At 33.7% G+C, this 19,685-nt stretch carries 12 protein-coding genes and 1 tRNA gene; 5 read left to right on the top strand and 8 right to left on the bottom strand.

Features of this window, described 5'->3' with window-relative positions; all coding sequences use genetic code 11:
* The first annotated feature begins 48 nt into the window (after positions 1-48).
* On the top strand, positions 49-438 hold the full coding sequence (locus ACNQGD_RS00965; protein ID WP_417998000.1) for an SPOR domain-containing protein: 390 nt from the start codon (positions 49-51) through the stop codon (positions 436-438).
* 1,125 nt (positions 439-1,563) lie between these two features.
* Here the strand turns inward: ACNQGD_RS00965 and infB are convergent.
* From infB to rimP, 3 genes are all read right to left on the bottom strand, one after another.
* Positions 1,564-4,446, bottom strand: coding sequence for a translation initiation factor IF-2 (infB, locus tag ACNQGD_RS00960; protein ID WP_417993349.1), 2,883 nt, complete (start codon positions 4,444-4,446; stop codon positions 1,564-1,566).
* Between the two features lie 112 nt (positions 4,447-4,558).
* Positions 4,559-5,812, bottom strand: a complete 1,254-nt coding sequence (gene nusA, locus ACNQGD_RS00955; RefSeq protein WP_039108733.1) for a transcription termination factor NusA — start codon at positions 5,810-5,812, stop codon at positions 4,559-4,561.
* 13 nt (positions 5,813-5,825) lie between these two features.
* Entirely contained in the window at positions 5,826-6,290 is a 465-nt protein-coding gene (rimP, locus tag ACNQGD_RS00950) for a ribosome assembly cofactor RimP (protein WP_417993347.1), read from the bottom strand.
* A 177-nt stretch (positions 6,291-6,467) separates the two neighbouring features.
* On the opposite strand from rimP, the gene ACNQGD_RS00945 reads away from it, so the two are divergent.
* Positions 6,468-7,292: a universal stress protein gene (locus tag ACNQGD_RS00945; protein WP_417997999.1), complete on the top strand. Its 825-nt coding sequence runs from the start codon at positions 6,468-6,470 to the stop codon at positions 7,290-7,292.
* Between the two features lie 134 nt (positions 7,293-7,426).
* Here ACNQGD_RS00945 and ACNQGD_RS00940 read toward each other — a convergent pair.
* A tRNA-Gln gene (locus ACNQGD_RS00940) sits at positions 7,427-7,497 on the bottom strand.
* A 238-nt stretch (positions 7,498-7,735) separates the two neighbouring features.
* Here ACNQGD_RS00940 and ACNQGD_RS00935 point away from each other — a divergent pair.
* Both ACNQGD_RS00935 and ACNQGD_RS00930 read left to right on the top strand, forming a co-directional pair.
* Positions 7,736-11,017, top strand: coding sequence for a glycosyltransferase family 117 protein (locus ACNQGD_RS00935; RefSeq protein ID WP_417997998.1), 3,282 nt, complete (start codon positions 7,736-7,738; stop codon positions 11,015-11,017).
* A gap of 84 nt (positions 11,018-11,101) precedes the next feature.
* Positions 11,102-11,749, top strand: a complete 648-nt coding sequence (locus ACNQGD_RS00930; RefSeq protein ID WP_417997997.1) for a polysaccharide deacetylase family protein — start codon at positions 11,102-11,104, stop codon at positions 11,747-11,749.
* Between the two features lie 9 nt (positions 11,750-11,758).
* Here ACNQGD_RS00930 and ACNQGD_RS00925 read toward each other — a convergent pair whose 3' ends face one another.
* From ACNQGD_RS00925 to ACNQGD_RS00915, 3 genes are all read right to left on the bottom strand, one after another.
* Positions 11,759-12,055: a thioredoxin family protein gene (locus ACNQGD_RS00925; RefSeq protein WP_099714276.1), complete on the bottom strand. Its 297-nt coding sequence runs from the start codon at positions 12,053-12,055 to the stop codon at positions 11,759-11,761.
* Between the two features lie 73 nt (positions 12,056-12,128).
* Positions 12,129-13,364, bottom strand: a complete 1,236-nt coding sequence (locus ACNQGD_RS00920; RefSeq protein WP_417993343.1) for a metallophosphoesterase — start codon at positions 13,362-13,364, stop codon at positions 12,129-12,131.
* Positions 13,365-13,511: 147 nt separating this feature from the next.
* Positions 13,512-15,005 carry a hypothetical protein gene (locus ACNQGD_RS00915; RefSeq protein WP_417997996.1) on the bottom strand — a complete coding sequence of 498 codons (1,494 nt, stop codon included), beginning with the start codon at positions 15,003-15,005 and terminating at the stop codon, positions 13,512-13,514.
* A gap of 366 nt (positions 15,006-15,371) precedes the next feature.
* Between ACNQGD_RS00915 and polA the strand changes: the two genes are divergently transcribed.
* Positions 15,372-18,215, top strand: coding sequence for a DNA polymerase I (gene polA / locus ACNQGD_RS00910; protein WP_417997995.1), 2,844 nt, complete (start codon positions 15,372-15,374; stop codon positions 18,213-18,215).
* 81 nt (positions 18,216-18,296) lie between these two features.
* Here the strand turns inward: polA and ACNQGD_RS00905 are convergent, their stop codons facing one another.
* Positions 18,297-19,319: a LacI family DNA-binding transcriptional regulator gene (locus ACNQGD_RS00905; RefSeq protein ID WP_417995900.1), complete on the bottom strand. Its 1,023-nt coding sequence runs from the start codon at positions 19,317-19,319 to the stop codon at positions 18,297-18,299.
* Positions 19,320-19,685 lie beyond the last annotated feature (366 nt).

The raw sequence follows: 19,685 nt of genomic DNA, 5'->3' as shown, positions 1-19,685 counted from the left end.
TTTGGTATCATTCATTAAATATTACTTTTGCACAAAAACAATCACATTATGAGAATTTTAGCCCTTCGAAAAGCATTTTTCATCTCTCTTATCTTATTTATTTTCTATAGTAACGCAAACGCTCAAGACGGAAATATCCGAGTATATCAAGACTCAAAATTTGAACAATTATTGAATGAAAAGAGAAAAACAAATGTTTCATACGCTGTAAATGACTCTTATAATATTCAAATTTTCAGTGGAGACAGCGAAAAAGCAAAAAAAACATTGAATGATTTCAAGCAAGAATTTAGAGACATCGATGGAACAATTATTTTTTTTACACCAAATTATAAAGTTTTGGTTGGGAATTTCAGAACACGAATTGAAGCAGAACGAAATCTTATCGAAATTAAAAAAAACTATAGTAATGTACATCTAATAAAGCCTAATAAATAAGTCAGAAATTGTAATCACTCTGGAAAAACACTTAAATTATCTCAAAAAAAAAGCAACTCTAATTGAGTTGCTTTTTTTTGAATATCTGTTAACTCAAAAGCCAAAAATTTTGCGCAGTACTCCCTATTAACATTTAGGAGATCGGTTTTTTTTTCACAGCCTGACAAAGTGGAGTACTTTGCTCTATAGGTAATCACAATTCAAAATGTTGCGTTTAGGAACAATGTTTTATAGAAGCGTTTCAACTATTCCTGAATACTCGATTTAAACGAGTAACTATTTACTCCTAATCAACCCAACAAATCGTTTGCAACGCACTTTAAATAGACTATTAGAAAAGCCACATATTTACAATACAAAAAAAGAGAATTACCTTCTTCATATTACCTACGAATGATCTCTTTCCTGCAAAACGATTTTGACATTTACCGGATTGTTTTTACTATAATTTACTCGAAGTTTTATCTTTATTTTTAGGCTTCCAACATAATCAGATAAAAGCCATCTTCAAAGGATTGAAGTTCTTAGTTCTTTGCTGTTTTTGATTAGTAGCTTAATTTCTGCAACAACTATTCGCGTCTACTCTCCGAATTTTCTTTGACAGGTTCATTTATTTTTTTTAAAATAACCTTTTAGAAATTTCTAAAACTATTTTATGATTCACTATCAACCGTCGTGACTAAATGAATAGGAGTAGCCATAAAACTTAATCTTTTTCTTTGATGCTATAATTTACAGGACACCTCTAAGGTATTACAATAAAAAGGCCTCATAAATAAACCTAGCCAATGTACAGTTGTATTTATCAGATAATGATTTTAAGAAAATAATTATAAAAACAAACACTCACTCGCTTAAACCAACTGCTTATTAGCTATCTGCTTGACAAACGCCAAGTTTGTCTTTTAATTTGTGTACCAAAGAACAACTACAAACGATCGTCAGTGGCAATCCTTGCGTGAGAGATAGAAGCTAGCTACCCTGTAGCGCGGATAGCCCGACACCAGCTAGGAAAAAGGGCAATGACCGGTATGTTGCTAGCCCTTTTTGCTAGCTGGTGGCACGCCCATATAAAACTAAAAAATCCCGACAGAATCGGGATTTTAATTTTAATATATTGAAATTTTATTTCAATTTCTTTTTAACAGCTACTTCATGGTACGATTCAATAACATCTCTTTCTTCGATGTCGTTATATCCTTTTACTTGAATACCACAATCGTATCCTTTAGCGACTTCTTTGACATCATCTTTGAAACGTTTCAGTGCCAAAAGCTCTCCAGTGAAGACAACTACACCTTCTCTAATAATTCTCATTTTAGCGCTTCGGACAATTTTACCGTCCATAACCATACAACCTGCGATTGAACCTACTTTAGAGATTTTGAATATCTCTCTAATCTCAGCTGTACCTAGAATTTCTTCTTTCATTTCAGGAGCTAACATTCCTTCCATTGCATCTTTCAAGTCGTCGATGGCGGCATAAATAATAGAGTAGTAACGGATATCGATTTCCTCTTTGTCTGCTAATTGTCTTGCATTTCCAGCAGGACGCACATTAAATCCAATGATAATTGCATCTGAAGCAGAAGCCAACATTACGTCAGTTTCTGTAATTGCTCCAACACCTTTATGGATAATATTAATTTGAATTTCTTCAGTAGATAATTTAGAGAACGAATCAGACAATGCTTCAACAGAACCATCCACATCTCCTTTAAGGATAATGTTCAATTCTTTAAATTGACCCAATGCAATTCTACGTCCAATTTCATCTAATGTAATATGTCTTTGTGTACGAACTGATTGCTCACGCATCAATTGAGAACGTTTTGAAGCAATTTGTTTCGCTTCTTTTTCGTCTTCAAAAATATTGAACTTATCACCCGCAGTTGCTGCTCCATCAAGACCAAGAACTGAAACCGGAGTCGAAGGACCCGCAACAGTTACTATATTCCCTCTTTCGTCATGCATGGCTTTAATTTTACCATGATGCTTACCAGCTAACATATAATCTCCAATTTTCAATGTTCCGTTTTGAACTAATATCGTAGAAACATATCCTTTTCCTTTGTCAAGGAAAGCCTCAACAACAGTTCCAGAAGCCGCTTTATTTGGATTTGCTTTCAAATCTAAAAGTTCTGCTTCTAACAATACTTTTTCTAATAATTCTTTCACACCTGTTCCTACTTTCGCAGAAATATCATGTGATTGAATTTTCCCTCCCCAATCTTCAACAAGTAAATTCATACCTGCTAATCTTTCTTTTACTTTTTCAGGATTAGCATTTGGCTTATCAATTTTATTGATAGCAAATATGATAGGAACTCCAGCTGCTTGAGCATGGCTGATTGCTTCTTTAGTTTGCGGCATGATGTCATCATCAGCAGCAATCACAATAATAGCAATATCGGTAACTTGAGCACCACGCGCACGCATTGCTGTAAAGGCTTCGTGACCCGGTGTATCTAAGAATGCAATTTTTTGTCCGTTATCCAAAGTTACTCCGTAGGCACCAATGTGTTGTGTAATTCCTCCAGACTCCCCTGCGATTACGTTTTCTTTACGAATGTAATCTAGTAACGATGTCTTACCGTGATCGACGTGACCCATTACCGTTACAATTGGCGCTCTGAAAACTAAATCTTCTTCTCTGTCTTCAACAACCTGAATTGCTTCTTCGATGTCTACCGTGATAAATTCAACTTCATAACCAAATTCATCAGCAACGATAGTCAACGTTTCTGCATCAAGACGTTGGTTCATGGTCACCATGATTCCAAGTGACATACACGTTCCAATCACTTTAGTAATTGGCACATCCATCATGATAGCAATTTCACCTACAGTAACAAACTCAGTAACCTTAATAGTTTTACTTCCTTCGTCAATGGCTCTTTGCTCATCATCCGATTTCTGACGGTGCGTATCTCTTTTATCTCTTCTATATTTAGCCGCTTTAGATTTACCACCTTTACCTTGTAGTTTTTCTAAAGTCTCTCTAATTTGATTTTTAACTTCTTCTTCAGTAGGCTCTACTTTTGCAACAATGGCAGGTCTGTTTCCTTTTACAAAACCAGGTCTTGCACTTCTGTTAGCATTGAATCCACCGCCACCTACATTAGGTGTAATCTTGTTAGGATTTGGCGCACCTGGAACTCCCGGTGTTGCAGGCGGTCTAGGAGCACCTGGTTTAGGAGCAATCCTTTTACGCTTGTTTTTATTTGCATTGGCTGCAGCCGAACCTGGAGCACCCGGTTTATTCGGAGTGATTTTTGGCTCTTCTTTTTTCTTTTTCGGTTTGTTGAATTGCGATAAATCAATTATCTGACCCGTTAAAGTAGTCCCCGATAGTTTTTGATATTGCGTTGTGATGGTTTCATCAACAGGTGCTTCATCAACTTTAACTGCTTCGGTTTTTACAACTTCTTTTGGTTCAGCAGGAACTTCTTTTGCAGTCTCTGTTTTAACCTCTTTTATTCCAACAACAGGTTTCACCTCTTTTTTGTCTGCAACAGGTTTCTCAGTTGACGGTTTTTCAGGCGAAACTTCTTTTGGGATAGCTTTTGCTTCAGATGCATGAGCTACCGGAGCCTCTGCTTTTTCAACAGCTTTTACAGGCACAACGATTGACGGTTTTTTTGGATTAAGATCAATCTTACCCACTTGAACCGGTCCAGCTATAACTGCTCTCGCTTTTATAACCTCTTGTTGTTTTAGTCGCTCTTCCTCAATTTTACGTTTGTCTTCGATTTCTTTCTCTCGCTCTAAACGCAAAGCTTCTTTTTCTTTTCTTTTCTCTTCCCCGACTTCTTTAGAAGCCTCTTTATTCCCTTTGTCACCTGCAAACTGACCGCACAAGACATTGTATACATCATCAGAAATTTTTGCGTTTGGATTTGCTTCAATAGCAATCCCCTTATCTTTTAGATAATCCACAGCTCTTTCTAAAGAAATATTCAATTCCCTTAAAACTTTGTTTATTCTAATAATTCTCTCTTCAGACATAAAACCTTTTTATTATTACCTTTTTTGTTATTCCTCACTTTACTCCAAACTCGATACCTATCGAGCTAGAATTTATTGTAAAGTGGCGTGTTTATCGTTGAAGACAGATTGACTAACTGTCAAATTCTTCTTTCAATATTCTCATTACATCTAGAATCGTTTCCTCTTCTAGGTCTGTTCTTCTTACTAAATCTTCTACATCTTGTTTTAAGATACTTTTTGCTGTATCCAAACCAATTTTTGCAAATTCTTCAATAACCCAGTCTTCAATTTCATCTGAAAACTCAGTTAACTCAACATCATCCTCATCAGCTGTAGCACCTGCAACATCACCTTCACGAATAACATCTAACTCATAACCAGTCAATAAACCCGCTAATTTAATATTGTGTCCTCCACGACCAATTGCTTTTGAAACTTCTTCAAGTTTCAAGAAAACTTCTGCTCTTTTTGTTTCTTCATTAATTTTAATAGAAGATACTTTTGCAGGACTTAATGCTCTTGTGATAAATAACTGTATGTTACTTGTGTAGTTAATAACATCGATATTTTCGTTTCCTAATTCACGAACAATTCCATGAATACGAGAACCTTTCATACCTACACATGCTCCTACTGGATCAATTCTGTCGTCATAAGAATCTACGGCTACTTTTGCTTTTTCACCTGGTATTCTTACTACTTTTTTAACCATGATCAAACCATCAAATACTTCCGGGATTTCTTGTTCAAATAATTTTTCTAAAAACTTCTCAGAAGTCCTAGACATAATAATTTGAGGTTTATTTCCTTTTAATTCAACGCTTTCTATTATCCCTCTAACATTATCTCCCTTGCGGAAAAAGTCAGAAGGTATTTGTTTTTCTTTTGGCAAAATAATCTCATTCCCTTCATCATCGACCAAAATTACGACTCTTGGACGCACATGGTGCACTTCAGCAGTATAGATATCACCAATTAAATCTTTAAATTGTTTGTAAAGATTTGTGTTATCATGTTCATGAATTTTAGAAATTAAATTCTGACGTAAAGCTAAAATTGCTCTTCTTCCTAAATCAATTAATTTCACTTCTTCGGAAACCTCTTCACCAATTTCAAAATCAGGTTCAATTTTTCTCGCTTCAGTTAAAGTAATTTCAAGATGATCAAAATCTAAGTCTTCATCCGCAACGATTACTCTTCTCTGCCATATCTCCATATCCCCTTTATCTGGATTTATAATGATATCAAAATTATCATCTGAACCGTATTTTTTCTTCAATGCATTTCTGAATACATCTTCTAAAATTGCCATAAGCGTTACACGATCAATAAGTTTATCATCTTTAAACTCTGAGAATGAATCGATTAATGCTAAATTTTCCATGCGAATTCTTTAATTAAAATGTTACTGTAACAATTGCTTCTTTTATATCTGCGTAAGGCAATTTAAGTTCTTTTTGAACTGTTTCTTTCCCTTTCCCTATCTTTTTAGGTTCTCTAGCTTTCCAAGACAAAATTACAAAATCATCATTAGCATCCACTAATTCTGCTTCAATAATTTCAACTGAGGTCTTCACAATCAATGTTCGACCTATATTTTTCTTGTATTGCCTTATTAGTCTCAATGGAGATCCAACTCCTACCGAAGCTACCTCTAAGGAGTAATCTTGTTCCTCTCTGTCCAGATTACTATCTATGAATTTACTCACATCTATACAATCTTGAAGCGCCACTCCTGTATCGCCATCCAAAGTCACAATAACCTTGAAAGCATCAGTAATGATAAGGTCTATCAAAAAAATTGATGGCTTTTCTAACAAGCCTTCCGTCAACAACGTGTTTACTTTTTCTTTAAATGTCATATTTTTATAAAAAGAGGGGACATTTAGTCCCCTCATTATCTAGATTTTAATAAATAACGGTGCAAATATAGTGTTTTTTTTTATAAACTGAAATAATCGATTGCTGTAAAATAATTTCTTATCTTTATAGAAGCATTAAAATAACAGTTTTCATCATAATTTAACACTTTTATAGTTATGAAACGAATTTTAGTCCCTACTGATTTTTCTGAATATGCCGAAAACGCTTTAAAAGTAGCAGCCTTGATTGCAAAAAAAAATAAGTGCGAAATTTTTTTGTTGCATTTATTAGAATTACCCAACCAAATGAATGATGCAGTAATCGGCGGTAGCAGCATACCCGAAGTGATGTTGTTTATAAAAAAAGCAAACGAAACACTTCAAAAAATCAAAGAAAAACCTTATCTAAATGGAATTTCAATAAATGCATCGGTACAATTCGAAAGAGCTTTTAGTGGTATTTTATCTTTTAATAAAAAAAATGAAATTGATTTAATCGTGATGGGCTCACACGGAACTTCAGGCATCGAAGAAGTACTCATTGGATCCAATACCGAAAAAGTAGTACGACTCTCTGAAATCCCGGTACTGGTCATAAAAAAGAACATTCGTGACTTTAAATTCAACAACTTTGTGTTTGCATCTGATTTCTCGAAAGAAACTAAAAAACCTTTCAAAAAAATGATAGAATTTGCCAAAATATTTAATGCAAATTTATACTTAGTCATGATTTGCACACCCAATAGTTTTAAAACCACCAAAAAGTCCGAGGAAATAATGAAAAATTTTACCGCCTCTTTTGAGATCGAAAACTACTCTACACACATTTACAATGACGTTAATATAGAAAGTGGAATTATTAATTTCACCAACAGTATTGACGCCGATTTGATAGGCCTTTGCACACACGGAAGAACTGGATTTGCCCATTTTTTCAATGGAAGCATCAGTGAAGATTTAGTAAACCACACTGTCAAACCAGTTATAACTTTCAAGATTTGATTAATCCAAAAGAAAATTAAATCTCCCCAAACCTCACCTCCCCGTTTATTACAGGCATTTCAACAAACTAATCGCCAAAACAATTGTTGAATTTATTGCATAAAAAAACCTCTCAATAAATGAGAGGTTTTACGTTGGTCTACAAGGACTCGAACCTTGAAAGACTGCACCAAAAACAGTTGTGTTACCATTACACCATAGACCAGCATTGCTGCTAAGCGAGTGCAAATTTAAAATAAAATTTAGTTTGTACAAATTTATTTTGCATTTTTATGAAAAAAAATTTAGTAATAATTAAAAACAACTTCAAAAAAATACTAAAAACCTTTACAATCAATGTGTTATTGAAATGTAATACTTTTCCAGAAAATATTGTTAATGCTACCATGTTTAAACAAAAAAACATTTTCTTTGTAACTCAAATTTAAATTAAATTTTAGTACATGGATAAAGCAGCATTCAATTTCAATAAATGGAATACAATAATTGGTTGGTTTACATTTGGAATAGCATTATTGACATACACTTTAACTGTTGAACCCACCATGAGTTTTTGGGATTGTGGTGAATATATTGCCACAGCAGCAAAACTTGAAGTAGGCCATCCTCCCGGAGCGCCTTTATACCAAATGATTGGTGCTTTTTTCGCCATGTTTGCTTCAGATAATACAAAAATTGCCTTAATGGTAAACATGATGTCTGTGTTTTCTAGTGCATTTACCATTTTATTCTTATTCTGGTCATCCTCAATAATTTTGAAAAAATTGATTTCAAAATTCTCTGAGACCAATAAAAACAATGACATCGTTATTCTTGGAAGTTCATTTGTAGGTGCTTTAGCCTATACTTTTTCTGATAGTTTTTGGTTTAATGCTGTAGAAGCCGAAGTGTACGCCATGGCATCGTTATTTATTGCCTTGTTATTTTGGCTGGGATTACGTTGGGAACAAGATATGGACAAGCCTAGAGGAAACAAATGGCTTTTAATCATTTCTCTTGTTGTTGGACTTTCATTTGGAGTTCATTTTATGGCATTATTAACAATTCCAGCAATAGGTTTTCTTTATTTTTTTAAAAACTATAAAGTAGTTACCCTCAAAAATTTCATCCTTGCAAATGTTGTTGTTATCGCTATACTATTATTTATTTTCAAATTACTTCTTCCTATGACTATGGGATTCTTTGGTAAAACCGAAGTTTTCATGGTCAACAGTTTAGGATTGCCTTTTGACTCGGGAACTATTTTTGTTGCTTTAGTCGTAATCGCTTTCTTTTACTTTGGATTAAAATACACCAACCAAAAAGGTTTTGTATTTTACAATACTATAATCCTTTGTATATTATTTATTTTAATTGGTTTCTCGACATGGATGATGCTACCCATCAGAGCAAACGCAAATACCGTAATCAACGAAAACAAACCCTCTGATGCAGCTGAAGTCCTAGCGTACTACAATAGAGAACAATATGGTGTAAATCCTTTGTTTTACGGCCCGCAATACACAGAAGCTTTTGCTGGTTTGGACAAAAATAATCCTTATTTAGACAAAGCTCCCAATTATGAAAGAGATTATAAAACGGGAAAATATATTATTACGAATAACTTTAAAAATGCAGAGCAAAATACGGATAACAATCAAAAAACTATTTTGCCAAGAATGTGGAGCGGTGATCACATCGAAAACTACATGAATTTCACCAATCCACCTCAATTCCGATTAAATCCTAATTATCCCTACGAGGATGATTTAGCTAAATACGGCATCGATCCAAGTCAATTGAGTGAGGAAGATTACAATAAGGCAATTGCTCAATTAAAAAACGAAACCGAAAAAATAGTTACAGAATTCAGACAAGCTTATGCTCAAAAACAAATTGACAACGAAGGCTATATTACGTTCCTGAAAAGCTATGGTGATTATTTAATTGTAGAAAAACCTACAACTACTGACAATTTAGGATTCATGGTTGAGTACCAATTTGGCTATATGTATTGGAGGTACTTAATGTGGAATTTTGTTGGAAGACAAAATGATGTTCAAGGAAAATACGACTATTTAGATGGCAACTGGCTTAGTGGCATAACATTTATAGATGAATTGCACTTAGGAAGCCAAGACAATCTACCTTCGGATGTATTGAACAATAAAGGTCGAAATGTGTATTTCTTTCTACCTTTTATACTCGGTTTAATCGGCTTAATGTATCACGCCAATAAAGACTTAAAAAGTTTCTATGTATTACTCACCTTATTCCTATTTACCGGAATAGCATTGAAAATCTACTTAAACGAAAGACCTTTCGAGCCTAGAGAAAGAGATTATGCCTTAGTAGGTTCCTTTTATGTATTTGCCATTTGGATAGGCTTTGGTGTTTATGCATTGTACGAAAGTGCCACAAAATATTTAGCACCCAAACTGGCAGGACCTATTATCATCGCCGCAAGTTTATTGGCAGCTCCAGTTCTTATGGCTTCTCAAAACTGGGATGATCATGACCGTTCCGGAAAATATACTGCTGTTGCTATGGCAAAAGCATATCTGGAATCCTGTGATCCAGACGCCATTTTATTCACAATAGGCGATAATGACACCTTCCCGCTTTGGTACGCACAAGAAATCGAAAAAGTGAGAACAGATGTAAAAATTGTAAATACGAGCCTTTTCATGACGGATTGGTATATCGATCAGATGAAAACCAAAACGTATGAATCCGATCCTTTGCCTATCTCATTTACACACGACCAATATGTAGGAGATAAACTGGATTATGTAGCCCACATTCCAAAAATTGAAAGCCGCTGGGATATAAAAGATTTCATCAATTTTATCAAAAATCCAAAATCAACTGTAGAGATGCAAAATGGACAAACCATTCATTTTTATCCTACAAACAAAATTCGAATTCCTGTTGACAAAAATGTAATTATAAAAAACAAAGTAGTAAATCCCAAATACAATGATTCTATTGTGCCCTACATTGACTTGGACATAAAAGGAAATGCATTGTACAAAAACAGATTAATGATGCTTGACATTGTTGCTAATAACAATTGGAAAAGACCAATCTATTTTAGTGGAGGGGCATTTGACCCTGAAGACTATTTATGGATGAAAGAATACCTTCAATTAGAGGGAATGGTGTACAAACTGGTTCCAATAAGAACAGCTCTTTCAAAAGATTCAAGTCCTCTTGATATGGGACAAATAGATTCTGATAAAATGTACGCTAAGGTTATGAAATGGGATTGGGGAAATAGTGAAAGTCCAAAAATTTACCACGACCCTGAAACGCGTAGAAACAGCATAACTTACAGAACCAACCTTTCCAGATTAATGAATCAGTTAATTATTGAAGGACAAAAGGACAAAGCAAAAAACATTATTGATCTGGCAATGACAAAAATGCCATTGGAATATTTTGACTATTATTCTTTACTAGAACCTTTCGCTGGCGGATATTACAAAATCGATGAAAAACTAAAAGCACAACAATTGCTAAGCAAATTGATCTTAAAATACAGAGAAAACCTTAATTATTATGGCAATCTAAAATCTTCTGAGCAAACTAGTATTGCCATTCCTATCATCACTGATATTGAGCGATACAGAAGTCTTTTGAGCGTAATGAAAGAAAATGGCGATGTAGATTTCTATGATAAAAATAGAATTGTATTCAACACTTACATTAAAATGTTTGACCGCTTTGGGCGCGAAAAAGAATAATTTAAAATAAAAAATCCTGATGGTATAAAAGGTAGCGATATTGAAAAGTATCGCTATTTTTTTTTTAATTTTAAAAATCAACAAATGAAATTGTACTGGATAAAGACAAATCGGTTTATAAAAAAGATTTTTTCAAATTATACTTGGGATGTTTCCAATACAATAAATAGTAATACAGTCTACCTCACCTTTGATGATGGGCCTATTCCAGAAATCACAGATTGGGTTTTGAATGAATTAAAAAAGCACCATGCAAAAGCTACTTTTTTTTGCATAGGAGATAATATTGATAAAAACCCCGAAATATTCAAAAAGGTAATTAGCGAAGGTCATTCTATAGGAAATCACACTTTTAATCATTTGAACGGTTGGAAAACATCAACCGAAGCTTACATAGAAAACACTAAACGATGCGAAGCAACTATTCAAAAAAACAATCCCTCTAATCTAAGATCTAAAATATTTCGTCCGCCATACGGCAAAATAAAAGCAACTCAATCCAGAAAAATCAGAAAGCTGGGATATAAAATAATTATGTGGGATGTGCTAAGTGCTGACTTTGATCAAACTATATCGCAGGAACAATGCTTAGAAAATGTAATATCAAATCTAAGACCAGGAAGTATTATTGTTTTCCACGACAGTATAAAAGCCTTTAAAAACTTAGAATACGTATTGCCTAAAACATTAGCTTATTTAAAAGAAAATAGTTTTAATTGTGAAGTGCTGTAATGAAATGGGTTACAATTGCTCTTGAACAATACTAATAATAGTGTTCGCATCTAATTCCCCGGATTGTCTCCATATCATTTGACCTTGTTTATAAATCATCAACGTAGGCAAGCCTTTAATGCGTAAAGCATCGGCTAATTCTTGATTTTTATCCACATCAATCTTTATGACTTTTGCTTTATCACCAAGAGCGGCTGCTACATCTCTAATTACAGGATGCATTGAAACTGAAGGCTCATTCCATTCTGTGTAAAAGTCTATCAACACAGGTACTTGAGCGTTTATAAGTTCTCCAAATTTTGACATAAAAGCAAAAATTTAATTTTTTAAATTCACTAAAAAGAGATATTTATTTTACAAATGTAGCATTTTAAACGAATTATGCCACATTAACACCTTTTTTTAGTTCGATGACTGTTATTTCCGGCATGATTCCTACTCGACCCGGATAGGCATGAAAACCAAAACCTCTGTTTACATAAACGTATCGTCCTACATTTTCATATAATCCAGCCCATTGTTTGTAAACATATTGTGCTAAACTCCACTTAAAATAACCTGGAATTTCTATTCCAAACTGCATTCCGTGTGTGTGGCCCGAAAGCGTAAGGTGATAATGTTTTTCATCATGTTGCACTACATGCTCCCAATGCGAAGGATCATGACTCATTAAAATCTTGAAATCTTCTTTCCTTAAATCTCCAGAAGCTTTATTCAAATCTCCGGCCTGCTTGAAGTTATGGCCCCAGTTTTCGACACCGACTAATGCTATTTTAGCATTTCCTTTTTTAATAAAAGTATGTTCGTTTAGCATTAAATTAAAACCTATTTTCCCGTACAAACTTTTTATAGCTTTAAAATTATCTTCTTTTGCTGCCTCAGATGGCCAGGTTACATACTCTCCATAATCGTGATTCCCTAAAACCGAATATTTCCCATATTCATGCTTTTTAATCCTGTTAAAAGTTTCTATCCACGGATGCATTTCTTTGGCATCCGTATTCACAATATCTCCTGTAAACAAAATCATGTCTGAATTTTGCTCGTTGACTAAATCTATTGCATAATTAATTTTCTCCGGATTATCAAAACTTCCACTGTGAACATCTGATATTTGAGTAATCGTAAAACCATCAAAAGCATCGGGCAAATCCGGGAAAAATATACGCTGTTTGATGACTTTATAATTGTATTTACCTATAGTCACCCCATATATTAAAGATAAAAAAGGGACCGCTGCTAATCCTAATCCTATTTGACTGACAAACTTTCTTCGTGAATTCAGAAAATCTGTGTTTTTATCATAATTAACAAAATAGTTAACCGTTCCGGCACCTAATCTAAAGATGTCTTCTCCCATTAATATCAATGTCAAAATTAATTTTGGAACATAAACAATAAGCAACAAACCCATGATAACCATCATTTGTTTGGTCTGACCTACACTTCGGTCAAATTGCATCAGTGAATAAACAATAAAGACTAAAACCACTATGCTTATACCCTGAATTGAAAACAATATTGGCTTTGATTTTATTAAAGTTTTTAATACTTGAAAAGTATAAAGCTCAATAAGAAGAAGGATTAAGGATAAGAATACGATACGAAAGATCATTTTAAAAAAATTTTATACAAAATAACAAAACAATTAACCAAAATGGTTTTTTATTAAATAAAATTTAACGGTTGATTGAACTTAAAAAAATACCCGCATTATTTAGTTTAAAAATAATGCGGTTTTTTAGGACTAGACATGCTTTTACTATTTCAAAACTAAGGTCATGTTTGGGGTTATTATAAAATCCGTAACCATTGTTGAACTATAACGTTGCGCATATACTTCGACATAATCATTTGTAGTTAATTCTACCAAAGCATTTAGTGGCAACACAACAATATCACTGGCAACGGTACCGCGTCCATAAATTTTATATTGAGTAACAACCGTTCCGTTTTTAGCAATATAAATAATATAAGTCCCAGGATTTGAAACCTGAAAAGAAATAGAGCCTGTCACTTGAAAAAATCTTTTCTTTTTTCCTAAGTAGACTAATTTATTACTGGTTGCACCGGTAGAGAATCTAAATAAATTTGTTGAAGCGGATACTCCTAGAACTTTAGTAATATTACTGGGGTTATTTATATTGAAATTAGTAACGGCGCCCGATCCAACGGCATAGTCTATCGAAAACTCTCCTACAGCTGTAGCATCAGTTTCATTGGGTATACCTGCACAACGAACATTCCAATTATTATTAAAATTATATCCTGTATAAGTTCCAGCTGAATATCCATTTACATATTTTCCAGTAGTTACCGTTCCTGTAAAAACAACAGTCTCCATTACGGCATCACCAGTTATTGTTGGATTAGAAGACACATCAAAGCCAATACTTGTTCCAGCAACCTCACTGAAACCTCCTTGTTTTTGTACTAGTCCAAATGTTCCTTCCAATTTTTCATAAGTACCCGCATTGTTACTAAACCACGCTGCATTACTTATCAATAATTTACTAATAGAATCATAAACAATACCCGTAGTATTGCCTACATATTGAACTATACTTACAAAAACCAATCCAAAACCAGTTATAGAACCTACACTAGAAGAACCTGCAATCACTGCATCTCTAATAATTAAATTTTGGGTTACTGCTCCAGCTAAGTTAAAAACTTTTCCTCCTCCGGTAACCTGAATGGTAACATTTCTAATACTCCCTCCTGTTGCACCCTCAAACAAATTTTCAGATGTTCTAACTAATTTATCCTCATTAGCATCTTGACCTGAAATGTAGGCATTGTTTAAATCAATTGGCAAATCAAAAATTACGGTTCCATTAATTTCATACAAAGTTCCCGTGTCTAAAAGATACTTTGTAGTACCTCCCGCAGCCTTCTCCGTAGCTAAAACTGTCGCTAAAACATCTGTAGATTTTATACGTTTAAACTTTAATCGACCAGTTGTACTGCTATTAATTACAATCCATGATACTAAAGTTGAATTGTAATGATAAAAAGATTTCAAATCCGTATCATAAACTATTAAACCGTCGGCTGGAGACGCAATAGCCGTTCTTTGTGCAGTTGTCATTCTGGGTGTTAACATCCCTTGCGACGTTGATGAAACATCCAATACTGAACTTGCATGGGGTGTAATGGTTCCAATACCCACTTGGGCAGACACATTTGCAGTTATTATTATGAAAAATAACATACAGGCTTGAAATACCTTTTTTGAAAAATAATTTTTTCCCATAATATTACGAATTAAAGATTACCATAAAGAACTTCATTGAACTCAAAATCTCCTGTGTAAATTTATGAAAAGCAACGTTTAAGTACGTAAATAATCGTTTAAATGCATTATTTTAGTAAAATAATGTCTCAATTCCTACAGACTATATTTCGGAAAAAACTTTTGTTTAAAGATTAATAATTATTTTCTTTCAAATAAATATTTAATGTTTTTCGACCGAGGCAAATGGATCACAAAAATAAGTCTACGAGAAATTTTATCAATTTTAAAAAAAAAACACCGGTATCAATCACAAGATATTTTTCAATCCTTCACTCCTTTATCTCCCAAGTTTTGTACTTTTGAAAACTTTACAAAATCACACTTATGTCACGACAAAAACGCCTTTTCCTTCTCGATGCCTATGCCTTGATTTTTCGAGGTTATTATGCTTTTATAAAAAATCCAAGAATCAACTCGAAAGGGATGGACACATCAGCTATTATGGGATTTATGAATTCCTTAATGGATGTTATTAAAAGAGAGAAACCAGACCATTTAGCCGTTGCCTTTGACAATGGCGGAAGCCAATTGAGAAATGATATATTTCCTGAGTACAAAGCCAATCGCGATGCCACTCCCGAAGCTATTAAAATTGCAATTCCGTACATTCAAGATTTACTGAAAGCCATGCATATACCTATCATTGAAGTAAAAGGATATGAGGCTGATGATTTAATTGGAACAATTGCTAAACAAGCCGAAAAACAAAACTATAAAGTCTTTATGGTTACTCCTGACAAGGATTTTGCACAACTCGTTTCTGAAAATATATTTATGTACAAACCTGCCCGAATGGGTAATGGAATAGAGATTTGGGGGATCCCAGAGGTCTTAGCAAAATTTGAAATCGAGCGACCAGAGCAAGTAATTGACTTTCTTGGAATGATGGGCGATGCAGCCGATAATATTCCTGGACTGCCTGGAGTAGGCGAAGTAACAGCCAAGAAACTTTTGAAAGAATTTGGAACCATGGAAAATCTTTTAGCGAATACAGACAAGCTAAAAGGAAAAATGAAAGAAAACATTGAAGCCAATAAAGAAAAAGGATTGTTATCCAAAACTTTGGCGACTATTTTACTGGACTGTCCTGTTATTTTTGACGAAACCGATTATGAATTATCAACTCCAGATGTCGAAAAAACGGATGCGCTTTTCAATGAATTAGAATTTAGACGAATGGCAGAGCAGTTTGACGCCATATTTAAAAAAGGCGGAACTGCAACTACTAACAATAATTCTATTGACGAAACCAAACTGTACAAAAAACCACAACCAAAAAACGAAGAACAATTCGACCTTTTTGGAAGCGCAATACAAGATAACCCATCAGAAGAAACGCGTCATCAATACTACAATTCATTAGAAAACACCCAACATTCCTATCAGATAATTCAGGGGAATTTAGGACTACGATTACTGTTGCAAAATTTACAAAACCAAACTTCCGTTTGTTTTGATACCGAAACAACTGGTTTGGATGCTTTGCATGCAGAATTAGTTGGCATCTCATTCTCCTATGAGAAAGGAAAAGGATTTTATGTTCCGTTTCCGGAAAATCAAGAAGAAGCACAAACTTTAATTGAAAAATTTATTCCTTTTTTCGAAAATGAAAGCATCGAGAAAATTGGTCAGAATTTAAAATACGATTTAAAGATACTTTCTAATTACAAGGTAACCGTAAAAGGAAAATTATTCGACACCATGATTGCACATTATTTGATCAATCCGGATATGCGTCATAATATGGATATTTTAGCAGAAACCTATTTGAAATATTCCCCGAAATCGATCGAAATCTTAATAGGAAAAAAAGGAAAAAACCAGAAATCAATGCGCGATGTTGATTTGGAAGAAATCAAAGAATATGCTGTTGAAGATGCGGATGTAACCTTGCAACTTAAGGACATATTCACCTTAGAATTAGACAAAACTGGCACCAAGAAACTTTTTGAAGAAATTGAAATTCCATTAGTAAAAGTTCTGGCTGATATGGAAAAAGAAGGAATCCGTGTAGATGTAGATTTCCTGAAATCACTTTCAAAAACATTAGACGATGACATTAAAATTTTAGAAGCAAACATTTTTGAAACTGCTGGCGAGAAATTTAATCTGGCTTCACCAAAACAATTAGGCGATGTTTTATTCGATAAATTGAAAATTGGAGGCGTAAAACAAAAGAAAACCAAAACCGGTCAGTACGCAACAGGAGAGGAAATTCTGAGTTATTTAGCCACCGAAAACCCAATTGTAAAAGACATTCTGGACTGGCGACAATTAGTAAAATTGCAAAATACTTATGTGGAAGCATTACCCAACCAAGTAGACAAAATCACGCAACGCATCCACACCGATTATATGCAAGCGGTGGCGGCAACAGGCCGTTTGAGTTCAAATAATCCGAACTTGCAAAACATCCCGATTCGTACCGAACGCGGCAGACAAATCAGAAAAGCATTCGTTGCTCGAGATGAAAATCACACTTTAGTTTCTGCGGATTACTCCCAAATAGAATTGCGTGTAATTGCGGCATTAAGTGGTGAAGAAAACATGATTAAGGCATTCCAGAATCACGAAGACATACATAAATCTACTGCTTCAAAAGTATTTAATGTTCCACTCGAAGAAGTAACTCGCGAACAACGAAGTCATGCCAAAACAGTAAATTTCGGAATTATATATGGTGTTTCGGCTTTTGGATTGAGCAATCAAACTAACTTATCGCGCAAAGAAAGCGCTGATTTAATTGAGGCGTATTATCAAACCTATCCAAGATTAAAGTCCTATATTCAAGAACAAATAGATTTTGCGAGAGACAATGGCTATGTGCAAACCATCTTGGGGCGCCGTCGCTATTTGAAAGATATTAATTCGCAAAACGCCATTGTTCGTGGTGGTGCAGAACGAAATGCGGTAAATGCACCAATTCAAGGAAGTGCTGCCGATATCATCAAAATTGCAATGATTAATATTCATAAAAAACTAACATCCGAAAATTGGAAAAGCAAAATGCTGCTTCAGGTTCATGATGAGCTTGTTTTTGATGTTCATAATTCGGAACTCGAAAAAATTAAACCGATGATAAAACACGAAATGGAACACGCTTTCACGCTTGATGTACCTTTAGATGTTGATTTAGGAGCAGGAAAAGACTGGCTGGAAGCGCATTAAAATATCTTTTATTATAGTATAAAAAAATCTCTAATCATTAAAACAATTAGAGATTTTTTTAGTCTTATATTAAATGAGTTGCTACAATTTCCTTGTTGATTCTCTTTCTTTCAATTTTGTTTTGATTATGACCGTTTCATAAGGCAGATTTTCTTCTTTGGATTCTAACCTGTTAATAAGCAATTTAGCGGCCACTTCACCTATTTCGATTCCGTGCTGACTCACCGTTGTCAAACTTGGAGACAATCTTCTGGAAGCAAGAATTCCATCGGCAAAGCCAATGATAGAAATTTCTTCCGGTACCTTATATCCTTTTTTAAGGGCAATTCGCAAAGCTGCTACTGAATCATTTTCTTCAAGGGCAAAGATTCCATCAATTTTATTTTCAAAAACTTTTTCTATTTTATCCTTTAGATCATCTTCTGAATCCGTTCTTAAAATTATATCATTGTTTACAGCAATATTATTGTTTTCCAATGCTTTCAAATATCCTTCTGTTCTTAATTTACCGACACTTAAATTATCAACAGACGACAACAGGGCAATATGCTTACATCCTAAATCAATTAAGTGTTGTGTTGAATTTAAAGCGGAATCAAAATCATCCACAATAACTTTATCACAATCAACGCCTTCAGCAATTCGATCAAACATAACAATAGGAGTTCCATCATTAATGATTGCAGAAAAATGTTCATAATCCTGATTTTTTTGTGCTTCTTCAGAAACCGAAACTATAAATCCATCGATAGTTCCATTGCTTAGCATTTCCAGTGTGTGGGCTTCTTTTTCTGATGATTCGTTAGAGATACACATAATAACGTTGTACCCTTTTTCATCCGCTATTTTTTCTATACCACTAAATACTTTGGCAAAAAAAGAATTTAAAATATTTGGAATAATTACACCAATGGTTTTTGTCTTTCTATTTTTAAGGTTCAAACCAATAACATTGGGTTTATAATTTTTAAGCTTGGCATATTCTTTAATTTTAATTTTTGTTGATTCACTAATTTCAGGACTATCATTAAGTGCTTTTGAAACTGTTGAGACAGAAACATTAAGTTCTTTTGCAATTTGTTTTAATGTTGCTTTAGCTTTCATAAATTTAAAATATTAATGGGGAAGAGGAGACTATGTGATAATTATATAAATTATTTCAACAATTTTATAATAATATCTATTAAAATTAAACCAACTTTACGATATAATTAACTGTAAATCAGCACACAAGGCTTTATTTTTATTATTATATTTGTAAAAATAATCCATCAATCGCAAATATACATATTAAATTATTAATCAGAAAGAATACAACTACTAACCTTTTAAAGGTTTAAATTATGAAAAATATAGTGTCGATTCAAGGAGTTAAATCCAAAAAAAATACACCTTACCTAACCAAAAATTAAGGAATTATTTTTTTTTATATAATTAATAAAAAAAAACTTAAAAATCTAAAACCGAGCC

Source organism: Flavobacterium glucosi (genome assembly GCF_048286535.1).
Classification (GTDB): Bacteria; Bacteroidota; Bacteroidia; order Flavobacteriales; family Flavobacteriaceae; genus Flavobacterium.
The sequence above is the reverse complement of the archived record's forward strand: the minus strand, read 5'-3'. Positions and strand labels throughout refer to the sequence as shown.

Coding starts and splice junctions, on each gene's coding strand:
- ACNQGD_RS00965 (WP_417998000.1), top strand. CDS start 49: ATGAGAATTTTAGCCCTTCGAAAAGCATTTTTCATCTCTCTTATCTTA.
- infB (WP_417993349.1), bottom strand. CDS start 4,446: ATGTCTGAAGAGAGAATTATTAGAATAAACAAAGTTTTAAGGGAATTG.
- nusA (WP_039108733.1), bottom strand. CDS start 5,812: ATGGAAAATTTAGCATTAATCGATTCATTCTCAGAGTTTAAAGATGAT.
- rimP (WP_417993347.1), bottom strand. CDS start 6,290: ATGACATTTAAAGAAAAAGTAAACACGTTGTTGACGGAAGGCTTGTTA.
- ACNQGD_RS00945 (WP_417997999.1), top strand. CDS start 6,468: ATGAAACGAATTTTAGTCCCTACTGATTTTTCTGAATATGCCGAAAAC.
- ACNQGD_RS00935 (WP_417997998.1), top strand. CDS start 7,736: ATGGATAAAGCAGCATTCAATTTCAATAAATGGAATACAATAATTGGT.
- ACNQGD_RS00930 (WP_417997997.1), top strand. CDS start 11,102: ATGAAATTGTACTGGATAAAGACAAATCGGTTTATAAAAAAGATTTTT.
- ACNQGD_RS00925 (WP_099714276.1), bottom strand. CDS start 12,055: ATGTCAAAATTTGGAGAACTTATAAACGCTCAAGTACCTGTGTTGATA.
- ACNQGD_RS00920 (WP_417993343.1), bottom strand. CDS start 13,364: ATGATCTTTCGTATCGTATTCTTATCCTTAATCCTTCTTCTTATTGAG.
- ACNQGD_RS00915 (WP_417997996.1), bottom strand. CDS start 15,005: ATGGGAAAAAATTATTTTTCAAAAAAGGTATTTCAAGCCTGTATGTTA.
- polA (WP_417997995.1), top strand. CDS start 15,372: ATGTCACGACAAAAACGCCTTTTCCTTCTCGATGCCTATGCCTTGATT.
- ACNQGD_RS00905 (WP_417995900.1), bottom strand. CDS start 19,319: ATGAAAGCTAAAGCAACATTAAAACAAATTGCAAAAGAACTTAATGTT.